The organism is Barnesiella sp. B2-R-119, assembly GCF_023656675.1.
Lineage (GTDB): Bacteria > Bacteroidota > Bacteroidia > Bacteroidales > Barnesiellaceae > Barnesiella > Barnesiella intestinihominis.
Genome location: NZ_JAMOKL010000004.1, coordinates 360,003 through 373,608 on the forward strand (window position 1 = coordinate 360,003; position 13,606 = coordinate 373,608).

The 13,606-nt window shown below is 47.4% G+C and carries 10 protein-coding genes; 6 read left to right on the top strand and 4 right to left on the bottom strand.

Annotation, left to right across the window (positions count from 1 at the left end; translation table 11 throughout):
* Window positions 1-566: 566 nt before the first annotated feature.
* From NBH06_RS09840 to cysS, 6 genes are all read left to right on the top strand, one after another.
* Complete coding sequence (locus NBH06_RS09840; RefSeq protein WP_008862947.1) at window positions 567-845, top strand: LysO family transporter; 279 nt, start codon at window positions 567-569, stop codon at window positions 843-845.
* On the top strand, window positions 842-1,468 hold the full coding sequence (locus NBH06_RS09845) for a LysO family transporter (protein ID WP_021891267.1): 627 nt from the start codon (window positions 842-844) through the stop codon (window positions 1,466-1,468). Before NBH06_RS09840 ends, NBH06_RS09845 begins: the two co-directional genes overlap by 4 nt.
* A gap of 76 nt (window positions 1,469-1,544) precedes the next feature.
* The gene (locus NBH06_RS09850) at window positions 1,545-2,159 is read left to right on the top strand and encodes a hypothetical protein (protein ID WP_046412099.1); all 615 of its coding nucleotides are present in this window, start codon (window positions 1,545-1,547) and stop codon (window positions 2,157-2,159) included.
* Window positions 2,160-2,976: 817 nt separating this feature from the next.
* Window positions 2,977-4,770, top strand: a complete 1,794-nt coding sequence (gene argS, locus NBH06_RS09855) for an arginine--tRNA ligase (protein ID WP_155012828.1) — start codon at window positions 2,977-2,979, stop codon at window positions 4,768-4,770.
* Window positions 4,771-4,795: 25 nt separating this feature from the next.
* Window positions 4,796-5,500, top strand: coding sequence for a Bax inhibitor-1/YccA family protein (locus NBH06_RS09860; protein WP_250794129.1), 705 nt, complete (start codon window positions 4,796-4,798; stop codon window positions 5,498-5,500).
* Between the two features lie 34 nt (window positions 5,501-5,534).
* Complete coding sequence (gene cysS / locus NBH06_RS09865; protein ID WP_250794131.1) at window positions 5,535-7,007, top strand: cysteine--tRNA ligase; 1,473 nt, start codon at window positions 5,535-5,537, stop codon at window positions 7,005-7,007.
* An 87-nt stretch (window positions 7,008-7,094) separates the two neighbouring features.
* On the opposite strand, the gene NBH06_RS09870 is transcribed toward cysS, so the two are convergent.
* From NBH06_RS09870 to upp, 4 genes are all read right to left on the bottom strand, one after another.
* On the bottom strand, window positions 7,095-8,780 hold the full coding sequence (locus tag NBH06_RS09870; protein WP_046415973.1) for a SulP family inorganic anion transporter: 1,686 nt from the start codon (window positions 8,778-8,780) through the stop codon (window positions 7,095-7,097).
* 236 nt (window positions 8,781-9,016) lie between these two features.
* Complete coding sequence (locus tag NBH06_RS09875; RefSeq protein ID WP_250794133.1) at window positions 9,017-11,389, bottom strand: GDSL-type esterase/lipase family protein; 2,373 nt, start codon at window positions 11,387-11,389, stop codon at window positions 9,017-9,019.
* Between the two features lie 291 nt (window positions 11,390-11,680).
* The gene (locus NBH06_RS09880; protein ID WP_250794135.1) at window positions 11,681-12,811 is read right to left on the bottom strand and encodes an N-acetyltransferase; all 1,131 of its coding nucleotides are present in this window, start codon (window positions 12,809-12,811) and stop codon (window positions 11,681-11,683) included.
* Window positions 12,812-12,845: 34 nt separating this feature from the next.
* Window positions 12,846-13,496, bottom strand: coding sequence for a uracil phosphoribosyltransferase (gene upp / locus NBH06_RS09885; RefSeq protein ID WP_008862937.1), 651 nt, complete (start codon window positions 13,494-13,496; stop codon window positions 12,846-12,848).
* Between the last annotated feature and the right edge of the window lie 110 nt (window positions 13,497-13,606).

Here is a 13,606-nt window from a genome sequence, read left to right on the forward strand (position 1 = left end):
CTAACGCCACACCCCGCAATGCTACGGGGCACGGCAAGGGGAGGAGTTTAAAGGTGAACTGCCCCAAAAAGCTGGACAAGCTCCACCTAACCGAAAGCGTTTCATCTCATAGTTAGTATCGGATTACTTTGCCTGTTACCCGCCGTTTTCCTTTTGGCTTCACCGCCCGATAAAGGCGGAAAGAAATACATGGGAAAGTTGAGATGTATTCTTTCTTCTCCCCTCGGTAGCGAAAACAAAATGGTGTGCCCGATTTGGAGAATTCGGAGAAGAGTATTACCTTTGCATTCGAATTTTTATTCAGTTATTCGTATGATTCAACAGGGCAAGCATATTTGTTTCGATGTAAGGCGCAGGGGAGTACGTGCGCTTTCGATCGTGCATGTCCATTGGTTCAGCGGCTTTATTTGACTGCCAATCGATTTTTAGGGGATAATCTGTAAAATCTCACTTTCTTTTCCCCTTTTGCGGGCGGAAGCCCTATCCGGTTATTTTCATTCGTATAAACGTAGCTCGGATACGACGACGGAGTCGTTGTAGTCTGTGGCATAAAAGACAGTCAAATTATGTTTCGTATTTTGATCCTTTTGGTTTTGGGTGTTGGCGTAGGATATATGTTGCGCGGACGTTCTTTCGTCGGCGTGACGAAATGGAGTATACAGATTACCGTTTGTGTCCTGTTATTTGTGTTCGGGGTGTCGATAGGGTCCGATCGTAATCTCGTAGATAATTTTTACAATTTCGGTTGGCAAGCGGCTGTAATTGCCTGCCTCGGTGTGCTTGGGAGTATTGTGGCCGCTCGTGTAGCTCAACGTTTGTTTTTTAAGAAAGGAGGTGAATCGTGAAAGGGAATTTGATGATTTTGGTTTGTTTCCTTGCCGGGGTATTTGTAGGGTTGGGCGATTTCGCTCCGGAGTGGTTGCTCGGTCATGATTTGCCTATAATTATTCTTTCGCTGTTGATTGTACAAGTGGGAATTAGTTTAGGTTCGAACAATGACTTACGCGGATTATTCCATTCGCTTAATCCCCGCATGTCTCTTTTGCCTGTTTTTACTATCGGTGGCACACTTTTATTTTCGGCCATAGGTGTTTTTTTGCTGCATGGGCGTGATTTGAACGATTGTTTGACGATCGGCAGCGGTTTCGGGTATTACTCGTTATCGTCGGTGTTGATAGCCGATATTAAAAGTGCTACCCTCGGTCCGCAAGGAGCTGCCGAGTTGGCGACTATCGCTTTGCTCGCCAATGTCATACGCGAGATGATCGCTTTGTTCGGTACACCCGTTCTCGCTCGTTGGGGTGGGAGGTTGGTTCCTATTTCGGTAGCGGGTATCAATTCGATGGACGTGTGCCTTCCCATGATCGTGCGAAGTTCGTATAAGGGAGAAGAACTCATACCGATAGCTATTTTACATGGCATAGCACTCGAAGTAAGCGTGCCGTTTCTTATTAATGCATTCTGTTGAGCGGTCTGTTTAAAGTTCGGTTATGCCATAAAAAAGAACGTATCTCGATCATACATTTGTCGAAAAATACGAGACGATGGTAGAAGAACCTTTTGTAAACTTGCGCACGGCGATAGAATCGACCCGCCAAGCCGTACTGCTCAAATACTATAACGAGCTGTTGGAGCTCGATCCCAAGACTCAACCGAAACAGATCACGGCGGTAACCCGCTGTGTCGATACGCTCGAACGGCACAGTCGGGAACAGGAAGAGCAACAAACCGACAACGACATCGACAAAATGATAGCCGAGGGACGTTTGCCGGGGGAATATGTGCAGCGTTACCGATGGTGTAAACGCGCGGCATACTATTTTTCGTCTATTGTCAGTGCCATCGACGAGACCGATGCGTATGATTTGCCCGAGGGTGAAAAGCATCCTTATGAAGAATTTGCAAGTCGTTTTTGGGAAGAGGTCGCTCGTCGTTATTGGGCTGCCAAAGATGAGGTGAAAAAGGATATGGAGGAAAAACGCAAACAATGGAAGCGGGGGCGATTGGCGAAATGCAGCCGTCGCAAGAAGACCGGCAAATCGCTCCGGTTGCCCAAAGTTCTTCCTGCACCGCCTACACCTCCGCCTCCCTCTCCCAAAGGATATTTCCCGCATCTGCCCATTTCGCCGCAGCCCGCAGCGGCATGGTGCATGGGATAGGAAAGAGGTCCTCCTAAACCCTTTAAAAATTTCTAAGCTATTCTTCTTAACCCCTCTCCACTATTGTACTGCTTTGCGGCAACAGGGGAGAAGGAGAAATACCCACAAAACAAAGAAAAATTAAAACAGCAGCAGAACGATGTTGTCGAAAGATTTCCACCCTCCTCCCCTGCTGTGCCCTGTAATGCTACGGAGCACGGTAAGAGGGAGATACACTACCCTATTCCTGTTATTGAAGGCATTAATACTTCTCCCCTGTGTTTTGCGGCGCAAAATATAGGGGAGAGACAGAGGAGCGATAGCGACGAAGAGAGGGGTTGAAAAATAGCATGTTATATTGAAGGCTTAACCCCCTCGCCCTGCGGGCACTCCCCCTATCTCATCTACGATGAGCAGAGGGAGAGTGTTGAAAGTATCCTCTTGAACAGCTTTTATCCGCTCCGATGCTTTGTGGGTATTTTCCCTCCTCCCTGCCGTATCCCGTAGCCTTACGGGGTGTTTTGCCCAGCAAAATATAGAGGGGGTGGTACGAAGTGACGGAGGGGTTGAATATCATCAAAAATCTATTTGGCTGCTTTTCTTAACCACTTACCGAGGAGATCGGAATGTGGTTGCCGACAAAGGATTCATTGTTAACATTCAAGTCTACCCTCATGAGTTTTCTACTGAATCCGTTTGTTCTTTTTGCTCTGCATTCGACTTGTACTATCTTTGACAAAAGTCCGATATAGGTTGCGATTCGGCAAAAAAACAAATGGATTTGTTCTTTTTGCTCTCATCTTGCACTATCTTTGTACCCATTAAACAAGTATAGTACATGAAAATAGAACAGATTATATCCGATGCTGCGGTCAAAGCGGTGAAAGCTTTGTATGGAATCGAGGCAGCTCCCGGGACGACAGTTCCTCAAAAGACGAAGAAAGAGTTCGAAGGAAATCTCACGTTGGTGGTATTCCCTTTTTTGAAAGCCTCTCATAAGGCTCCCGAAGCTACGGCTCAGGAGATAGGCGAGTATCTTCTCGCCAATGAGCCGGCAGTCGCTTCGTTCAATGTAATCAAGGGCTTTCTCAATCTGGTGATCGCTCCTTCGTTTTGGAGCCAGATGTTGCATCACATCGACGAAGAGGCCGATTTCGGGACGCATAAAGCTGCCGCCGACGCTCCTTTGGTCATGGTCGAATATTCCTCGCCCAATACCAACAAACCGTTACATTTGGGACATGTGCGCAACAACTTGTTGGGATATAGTCTTTCCGAGATTTTGAAAGCCAATGGCAATCGGGTGGTGAAAACCAATATCGTCAATGACCGGGGTATTCATATCTGTAAATCGATGCTGGCTTGGCAAAAGTGGGGCGACGGTGTTACTCCCGAAAAGGCCGGAAAAAAAGGCGACCACCTTATCGGTGATTTCTATGTGTTGTTCGACAAACATTACAAACAAGAACTGAAAGAACTGGAAGCCAAAGGCATGACCCCCGAAGAGGCCGAGGCCGCCTCGCCGCTCATGCAGGAAGCCCGCGCCATGTTGCGCAAATGGGAGGCCGGCGATCCCGAGGTTCGTTCGGTTTGGGAGATGATGAACAACTGGGTCTATGCTGGATTCGACGAGACGTATCGTCGCTTGGGCGTGGACTTCGATAAGATATATTATGAGTCGCAGACCTATCTCGAAGGGAAAGAGAAAGTGCTCGAAGGATTGGAAAAGGGTATCATGTATCGGAAAGAGGATGGCTCGGTATGGGCCGACTTGACGGCAGAGGGGCTCGACCACAAATTGCTGTTGCGCAGCGACGGGACATCGGTGTATATGACGCAGGACATCGGTACGGCCAAGTTGCGTTTCAAAGATTTCCCCATCGATAAGATGATTTATGTGGTGGGCAACGAACAAAATTACCATTTTCAGGTTCTTTCTATATTGCTCGACAAACTCGGGTTCAAATGGGGCAAAGATCTCGTGCACTTCTCCTACGGCATGGTGGAGCTGCCCGAAGGAAAAATGAAATCGCGCGAAGGTACGGTAGTGGATGCCGACGACTTGATGGACGAGATGATCGCCACCGCTCGCGAGACATCGGCCGAATTGGGCAAACTCGACGGCTGTACTGCCGAGGAAGCGGAAGAAATTTCTCGTATCGTGGGTTTAGGCGCATTGAAATACTTTATTTTGAAAGTCGATCCCCGCAAGAACATGACTTTCAATCCCAAAGAGTCTATCGACTTCAACGGGAACACGGGGCCTTTCATTCAGTACACCCACGCCCGCATCTGCTCGGTCATGCGCAAGGCTGCCGAAGCCGGTATCGATTATCGCCAAGTGGACACCGCTAAGGTCGATCCCTCTGAAAAAGAGATTTCGCTCATTCAGCATTTGGCCGATTTCCCTGCTGTGGTCGCCGAAGCCGGTCGTATATACAGCCCTTCGCTTATCGCCAACTATGTGTATGATTTGGTGAAAGAATACAATCAGTTCTACCACGATTATTCGATTCTGCGCGAAGAAAACGCCGAAGTGCGGGCATTCCGCCTAATGCTTTCGGCCAACGTCGCCAAAGTGATAAAAACCGGTATGGGATTGCTCGGTATCGAAGTGCCCGACCGTATGTAAAAAATAACTGTTAAAATAGAAAGAGATGGAAAATTTGTATGATTCTTCTTATAAGTCGGCTACCGGGACATCGGTTTTGTCGATGGTGATGCGTAAGGTGTACGGGCGTATGTTCCTCGCCCTTGTCGTAACGGCTCTTACGTCGTTGTATGTGGCTTCTTCTCCGGCCATATTGTCGGTCGTGTTGGGAAACCGGGCTGTCTTTTTCGGCTTGATGATCGCCGAGCTTGCCGTTGTTTTCGTTGTCTCGGGCATGTTGAATAAACTGAGCACGACGACCGCCACGCTGTTGTTCTATTTGTATGCTGTTCTTAACGGAGTGGTATTTTCGTCCATTTTCGTCGTGTACGATTTGGGCTCTATCGCCTATACATTCTTCATCACAGCCGGCGTGTTCGGGGCGATGAGCGTGTATGGCATGGTTACCAAGAACGATATGACCAAGTTCGGGAGCTATTGTATCATGGGATTGTTCGGGTTGATCATCGCATCTGTTGTCAATATATTCGTGGCAAACAGTACTCTCGACTGGATTATCAGTTTGTTCGGCGTGGCTTTGTTTATCGGATTGACGGCATGGGACACCCAAAAGATCAAGAATGCGGCCTATGTGACCGATCCTTCCCAGACCGGGAAGTTGGCGACGATAGGCGCTCTGTCGCTTTATCTCGACTTTATCAACTTGTTCCTTTATCTGCTTCGTATTTTCGGAGGTCGTAGCAACGATTAAGCGTTACGGGAACTGAATCCATAATATACTCGATATGACACAACCGTTTTATATCTATAATACACTTACCCGAAAAAAAGAGGAGTTCAAACCGTTGAACCCTCCCTACGTGGGTATGTATGTATGCGGTCCCACGGTTTACGGGGATGCTCATTTGGGACATGCCCGTCCCGCCATCACGTTCGATGTGTTGTTCCGTTATTTACGGCATTTGGGATATAAAGTGCGCTATGTGCGCAATATTACCGATGTAGGGCATTTGGAAAACGATGCCGACGAAGGGGAGGATAAGGTCGCCAAAAAAGCACGGCTCGAATCGCTCGAACCGATGGAGGTGGTACAATATTATCTGAACCGTTATCACAAAGCGATGGAAGCTCTTAACGTGTTGCCGCCGAGTATCGAGCCGCATGCGTCGGGGCATATTATCGAACAGATCGAATATATCAAAAAGATTATAGAGGCCGGATATGCTTATGTAAGTAACGGGTCGGTTTACTTCGATGTAGTGAAGTATAATAAAGACCACCACTACGGCAAGCTGTCGGGGCGCAATATCGACGACTTGCTCAACACGACGCGGGAGCTCGACGGACAGAGCGAGAAGCACAATAGTTTCGATTTCGCTCTTTGGAAAAAGGCTTCTCCCGAACATATCATGCGGTGGCCCTCGCCGTGGAGCGACGGTTTTCCCGGCTGGCATCTCGAATGTTCGACCATGAGCGCCAAGTACTTGGGCGAGGAATTCGACATTCACGGCGGAGGCATGGATTTGCTTTTCCCCCACCACGAATGCGAGATAGCCCAATCGGTGGCTGCGCAGGGGCACGAGACGGTGCACTATTGGATGCATAACAACATGATTACCATCAACGGGCAGAAGATGGGCAAATCGTTGGGTAACTTCATTACGCTCGACGAGTTCTTCTCCGGTAATCACAAATTGTTGCAACAGCCTTATTCGCCCATGACGATACGCTTCTTTATCTTGCAAGCGCATTATCGCAGCACGGTCGATTTCAGCAACGAGGCTTTGCAGGCATCGGAAAAGGCCCTGCAACGTATGCTCGAAGGGTGGGACAACCTCTCGAAGATCGAGCCTGCCGAAGTTTCCACGGTCGATGTGAAAGCCATTCGCGAGCGTTGTTACGAGGCGATGAACGATGATTTGAGTACGCCTATCGTTGTCTCCCATTTGTTCGAGGCCGTGAAGATTATCAACACGGTATTGGCGGGAGGAGCTGCTTTGTCGGCCGAGGATTCGGCTCATTTGAAGGAAACTTTCCGTATATTCCTTTTCGATATCATGGGCATTCGCGAAGAGGCCGGTGTTTCGGAAGAGGGGAACGAGGCCTATCATAAAGCCGTGGATTTATTGCTCGATGTGCGCAAGGAGGCTAAGGCTCGTAAGGATTGGGCGACATCGGATTACATTCGCGACAGGTTGTCCGAGATAGGTTTTGAAATCAAAGACACCAAAGAGGGTGTAGAGTGGAAGTTGAAGTGAACAGACTTTCGATGAAATGATACGACAATCCCCGTGTTCTGAGCAGGACACGGGGATTGTCGTATGTATGAATGTTTGGAGCCTCTTTTATTTCTTCATTTCTGCGACGAACTCGTTGGCTTTTGCCACGGCTTTGGTAATGTGGTCGCAGATATGGTCGTCGCCGATGAGCCGGTCTATATTCGCCTTTTTGAGAGTGGCGTGTACCGTGGGATTGACCCCCGACAGAATGACATGTATCTTCTCTTTCTGCGACGAGGTAATCAGGATTTCGAGGTTGTGGATAGCCGTAGAATCGATAAAAGGTACTTTTCGCATACGGATAATGCGCACCAGCGGACGATCGGCCATACTACGCATCAGTTCGTCGAACTTGGTGGCTACCCCGAAGAAGAACGGGCCTTCTATCTCGTAAACTTCCACGCCTTTGGCTACTTTCAAGACTTCGTGGGTAGTCGATTCGGTTCCGGTCGCAATATCGAGCTCGTCGTGGAGTACCGATATTTGCGTGGTCTCTGTCATGCGGCGCAAGAAGAGGACAACGGCCAACAACAGCCCGATTTCGATGGCGATCGTAAGATTGAATATAACGGTAAGCAGGAAGGTGATAATGAGTACCGACACGTCTGATTTCGGATTTTTCAGCAGGGAACGTACCGTGCGCCAACCGCTCATGTTATAGGAAACGACGATCAATACACCGGCGAGGCACGACATGGGCACGAGCTTGATAAGCGGCATAAGGAACAGGAATATCAACAAAAGGACGACAGCGTGTATCATACCGGCAATGGGGGTGCGCCCGCCGTTGTTGATATTGGTCATGGTACGGGCAATGGCTCCGGTGACAGGGATTCCCCCGAAGAAAGGAACCACGATATTGGCGGCTCCTTGTGCGATAAGCTCGGTATTGGAGTTGGTCTTGTCGCCAGTTACACCGTCGGCGACGGTAGCCGACAGCAGGGATTCTATGGCTCCCAATACGGCGATGGTAAATGCCGGAGAGAGTAATTGGTTTATCGTCTCCATATTGATATTCAGAGCTTGCGGCTCGGGAACTTCATTGCTGATGTTAAAACGGTCTCCGATGGTTTCTATTCCTTCGATTCCCCAAAGACGTTCGAGCACATAGACGAGCACGGTCATGAGAATAATCGCCATGAGGGAGCCCGGTATTTTGTTGGAGATACGGGGAGTGTAGGCAATGATGAGAATACTGAGTATTCCTATGCCCAGCGACCAGAAATTGGTGGTCTCGATGTGCTGGAAGTAAGCGACCCACTTGGATATGAAATCGGCGGGGACGCTGTCCATCGATAGTCCGAGCAGGTCTTTTATCTGTGTGGCGAAAATGGTAAGCGCGATACCGCTGGTAAATCCCACGACAATGGGGTAGGGAATGAACTTAATGATGGTTCCCAAGCGGAAGCAGCCCATCAAGACCAATATCAAACCGGCCATGAAAGTGGCTATCGCCAGTCCTTCCAATCCGTAGGCTTGTATAATGCCGTACACGATAACGATAAATGCTCCGGTAGGCCCGCCTATTTGCACGCTGTTCCCACCTAAGAAAGAGACGATGAATCCGCCGATAATGGCGGTGATGAGACCTTTTTCGGGAGATACGCCCGAGGCGATACCGAAAGCGATAGCCAAAGGCAGAGCGACGATACCGACGATGATACCGGCCATGAGGTCTTTCGTAAATTTTTCTTTGGAATAGCTTGCCAGCGAAGCGAGAAACTTCGGGTGAAAATCTAATGTACTTTTCATCTTTTTACCTATTTTATACCTATTATTCGAAGAGCCCGATTTCGACATCGGGGTTCGATAAATTAATAACCTCTCAAATCGGTCGGGTGACCGATTTGAAAAAACGCAGCAAAATTAACTATTTTTTATGGTTAAAGCCAGTATTTGCCGAAAAAATAAAAAAATAATAAAGAGAAAATACCACCCAGATATTGGGTAATGGTATTTTCTCTTTATCGAATAGTGCGGTGGTACGCTTAATAGATAACCAACAATCCTATTTTTCCCGTATCGTTCGAATGGATTACATAAGTGCCGGCTGTCAGGGCGTCGGTAGAAATCGTTTCACTTTCATTTCGGAGGGTTTGCCTGTCGAGCAACATACCGTTCACCGAATAGATTTCGAATATTCCCGAACAACCGGCGTTTACACGTTCTCCCTGTTTTACAGGATTGGGCGAGAACAACATACAACGTTCTTTAAGGGAAGCAATTCCCGATGTCGTGTTTTCTACCAATGCGAGTGTGTTTGTGCTTTGTGCCAGATTGATCAGCGGACTTTCGTTGCTTAAAGGAGCATAGATTTCCAAGCTCGACCGTAACATTTTGCCTTCGGCCACGGCGGCGATTTCTTTATCGTTCATACCCGAACGCCAGAAGAACAGTTGGCGATAGTCTGCCTTATCGGGCGCATTACTCCCGCCTAAGGCAAATTTCGTTGCTACGAGCTTTTCGGAAAGCTCTCCGCATTTTACGCCGTTCACATACAGTTGGGTCATTCCCCACGCATAATAGTGCGTCAAGGATATACATAACCATTCGTCATTGGCCGAGGTGGTCGATGTGATTTGTCCGTCCGATGGCGATTCGTAAACGATATTTCCGTTTTCGTCGATTTTAATATTACCCGTGCCGTTTTCGGTCTCGAACGAGGCGAGAGTTCCGGCAGAAGAGGCTTTCACTTCGAATGAAAGGGTGAAGGGGTGAACGATATTTTCCGGTACGAATTCGATGTGTTGCGTAGCGGACGCTTTGCCCAAGGCATAGGCGGTGCTTTCTTGTCGTTGCGGAATGGTCTTTCCGGCGTCCAGAGCATCGAATAGTGACGGTACTATGGCGTAGGACATTTCCCGGTGTCCGTCCGAATTGGGGTGCGCTCCATCGTTTTCAATCGCTTTGACCCAGCGTCCTGCTCCGTTGTCGACTGCTCCCAGCATGTTTACCGAGGGTACTTCCCATTGCTGTATGGTCAGGTTCAGGTTTTTCAAAATCTCATAATCGGAACTGTTGAATCCGGCATTGGCATAGTTGCTAGCCATGACCGGCACGATACCTACGGAGTCGGCTTGGCGAATCAATTGTTTCATGCCTTTCTCGTAATTTTTTGAGGCTTGGTCGGTTTGTGTGCCGTTGTTCCGTTCATTGCCGAGCGACAATCCGTAGAACACGTAACGTCCGCAATCCCGCAATAGGTCTCTTTCCCAACGGTCGAGTACCATTTGGGTCGTATTCCCGCCGATGGAGATGTTCGAGGTGGTCCAGTCTTTGCCGATGTTTTCTTGTTTGCGTTGTTTCAGCAGGTCGGTGTACATATAGGCATATCCGTAGTCTTTTGTCGCTCCCGTTCCATAGCAGACAGAGGAACCCATGAATGATATTTTGTATTCGTCGATTTCCTTACACGATTCGGGATAGGGTTTTTCGATGTCGGGTTTTTCCATAGTCTGGTCGGTTTCATGTATTTCTACCTTATCGATGTTGGGCCCGTTGTAGCGACATGATTCGGTGAACGAAATCGTATTCAGCCCTTTGTCCAACCAAACCAATACCGATGTCTCTGCCGTGGGCAGTTGATCCCATTTGCCTTCGGACTTGTTCACATTGATATAGGTTTTTGCATAGTTGTTGATTTGAATATCCAAAGGACGTCCTGTGGGGTCGTTTGTAAAGATTTTCAATTCATACGGCCCTTCCTCGGGTATATCGACGCACGTGAATTGCAAGTAGGAATTATTCTTGTTGTTGAAGTCTCCCACGTAGCGACCATTGGACATGCCTTCCAGATTTTTCACTTTCAGGTCTCCGTATAAATGGGCGTATTCGGCTTCCAATGTTATAGGGAAACCTTCTTGGGGTACGGGCAGGGGTGATTCCGAGGTTTCCAGTATTTCGAATTTATCCAAATTCGGACCTCCTGATGTCGTGGGATAGGGCGTTATTTTTATGGTATTCGTCCCGGCAGCCAAGTAAATCAGCACCTTGGCCGTTTCGGCAGGGGGAGTATCCCATTTCGCCGTTCCGTTAACGGTACATTCTACCTCTGGATAATTATTTACTTTTACAGTGAATCGACGTACACCATTGCAGTTGAAATAAGTTTTGAATTCATAGGTTCCGGCTTTTTCCATCTTCACATTGTGGAAGAAGAGGTAACTACCCTGGTCGTTTCCGCCCACGTATTTCCCGTTGGAGAAACCGTCGCCCGATTTAACTCTCGCCGGTGAATGAATGGAGTCGGCGTTTTCGGCTTCTAAAACCAAAATAGGACTTTGAGCACATAGCCCGAATACCGATAATAAAAAGAATAGTGAGAATTTGATTTTTTTCATGGAGTTAAAATAGTTTCTCATGTCGATAATATTTTTAAGGATTCACATATTATGACACCAAAAACGTCGTGTACCCTTATACTGAATCGGGAATTTTTATTGTTGTTCACCGAGCCTCGATGATGGCGAAAGTGTATTTTCTTCTTTCCGGGTTTCGATTCTTCTTTCGCCTATTTCTCTGTTTTTATGGCTGTTGCGGTTTAATTGTCGCTTGTTTACTGGACAAGTCGCGGGTTATAAATGGAATACCCCCTTTGTGGTTCATTTATTGAACACAAAGGAGGTGGGTATGTGCGATTCGCTACTGGTGTGTTATATCTTTTTGGTATAGGCTCGGCGGCGTTTGTGTTGTTGTCGTTCGAAATATTGCCATTGGGATTGTACTTTCTCGTTCATTTCGAGTTCGGGATTGCTCTCGGCATATTTGTAACCGTTTTGAATGAATACCGGGATAAGGTCGGAGAATAGCAACGCATTGACTCCTTTGCTTTGGTAGTCGGGACGGACAGCTACCAACAAGAGGTCAACCCCGTCGTTTTTGCCTTTGAGGGCTTTGAGCAGATGGATAAAACCGAAAGGGAACAACCGGCCTCTCGATTTCTGTAAGGCTTTCGACAAAGAAGGAATGGCGATACCCACGGCAATCAAATCGTCTTGCTCGTCGACAATGGCTGTTACGTTTTCGAGCCGTAATAACGGAATGTACATTTTTACATAATAGTCGATTTGTCGTTGAGACAGTGTCGAATATCCATATAAATCGGCATAGGCATCGTTGATAAGATCGAAAATTTTTTGACCGTAATTACCTTTGTATACGTCGGATGCACTTTTGAATTTCAGGATTCGCAGATTGTACTTTCGTTGTACGATGTCGCTAATGCGTTGATGCTTTTCGGGTACGCATTCGGGTACTTTTATTTTGTATTCCACCCAATCTATCGCTTTTTCGTAGCCCATGCTTTCGATGTGTTGCGGGTAGTATGGATAGTTGTAGATGGCAGACATCGTGCTTAGTTGGTCGAACCCTTCGACGAGTGTTCCTTCGGGATCCATGTCGGTAAAACCGAGCGGCCCGTGTATTTCGGTCATGCCTTTTGATTTTGCCCACTTTTCGACGGCATTGAAAAGCGCTTTGCTGACTTCTTTGTCGTCGATGAAATCGACAAACCCGAAGCGTCCGGCTTTTTCCCCGGCCTTTTCATTGGCTTTGTGGTTGATGATTCCGGCAATTCGGCCGACGGGTTTCCCGTCTTTATAGGCCATGTAGTAAACCGATTCGCAGAAGTCGAACGCCGGATTGTTTTTCGAATTCAAGGTTCCTACTTCGTCCAGAACCAGAGACGGTACATAGTATTCGTTTCCTTTGTATAAATTTATCGGGAACTTTGCGAACTTTTTCAAACCGCGAGTTCCTGATATTTCCTGAATAGTGATTGACATGATGTTTATAATTTCAGCAATTTGTTCTCGGTTGTTATTCCTTTATTCCGTATGCCAAATCTCCGGCATCGCCAAGTCCCGGAACGATGTAGGAGTGTTCGTCTAATTTATCGTCGATCGCTCCTACCCATATTGTCGTGTTTTCGGGGAAGTGGTCTTTCACGTAATCGATCGCTTGCCGGCTTGCGATTACCGATGCGATGTGTATGTCTTTGGGTGTGCCTTTGGTGAGCAGGGCTTTGTAGGATAGCTCCATAGATCCGCCTGTCGCCAGCATGGGATCTGTGAGTACCAATACTTTACCATCGATTCGCGGTGAAGCGATATACTCGATAAAGATGTCGAAATTCAGCTTGTCTTTATATTTCCGGTAAGCCGAGACAAATGCATTTTCGGCATCGTCGAGGCAACTGAGGAATCCCTGATGAAAAGGCAGACCTGCCCGAAGAATAGTGGCCAGCACGACTGTATCGTCGGGAAGATTGACATGGGCCGTTCCCAGCGGTGTTTTTACTTTTTTCTCGGAGTAATGGAGCCGGTGACTTATTTCGTAAGCCATTATTTCGCCTATTCTTTCGAGGTTTCGCCGGAATCTGATTCGGTCGGTTTGAATATTTACATCTCTTAATTCGGCCATAAATCGGTTTATTACCGAGTTTTTTTCCGCAAAATTGATTACTTCCATATTTTGTGTTTTTTGCCGAAGAGCAAAAGTACGTATAAATTTTGTTTTGGAAAATTATAGATTGTTTTTTCTTTTGTTTTGTTCTTTAAAAAGGGAAGAAACAGACCTTT

Coding starts and splice junctions, on each gene's coding strand:
- NBH06_RS09870 (WP_046415973.1), bottom strand. CDS start 8,780: ATGAAAAGTACATTAGATTTTCACCCGAAGTTTCTCGCTTCGCTGGCA.
- NBH06_RS09860 (WP_250794129.1), top strand. CDS start 4,796: ATGGAAAATTTGTATGATTCTTCTTATAAGTCGGCTACCGGGACATCG.
- cysS (WP_250794131.1), top strand. CDS start 5,535: ATGACACAACCGTTTTATATCTATAATACACTTACCCGAAAAAAAGAG.
- argS (WP_155012828.1), top strand. CDS start 2,977: ATGAAAATAGAACAGATTATATCCGATGCTGCGGTCAAAGCGGTGAAA.
- NBH06_RS09840 (WP_008862947.1), top strand. CDS start 567: ATGTTTCGTATTTTGATCCTTTTGGTTTTGGGTGTTGGCGTAGGATAT.
- NBH06_RS09880 (WP_250794135.1), bottom strand. CDS start 12,811: ATGTCAATCACTATTCAGGAAATATCAGGAACTCGCGGTTTGAAAAAG.
- NBH06_RS09850 (WP_046412099.1), top strand. CDS start 1,545: ATGGTAGAAGAACCTTTTGTAAACTTGCGCACGGCGATAGAATCGACC.
- NBH06_RS09875 (WP_250794133.1), bottom strand. CDS start 11,389: ATGAGAAACTATTTTAACTCCATGAAAAAAATCAAATTCTCACTATTC.
- upp (WP_008862937.1), bottom strand. CDS start 13,496: ATGGAAGTAATCAATTTTGCGGAAAAAAACTCGGTAATAAACCGATTT.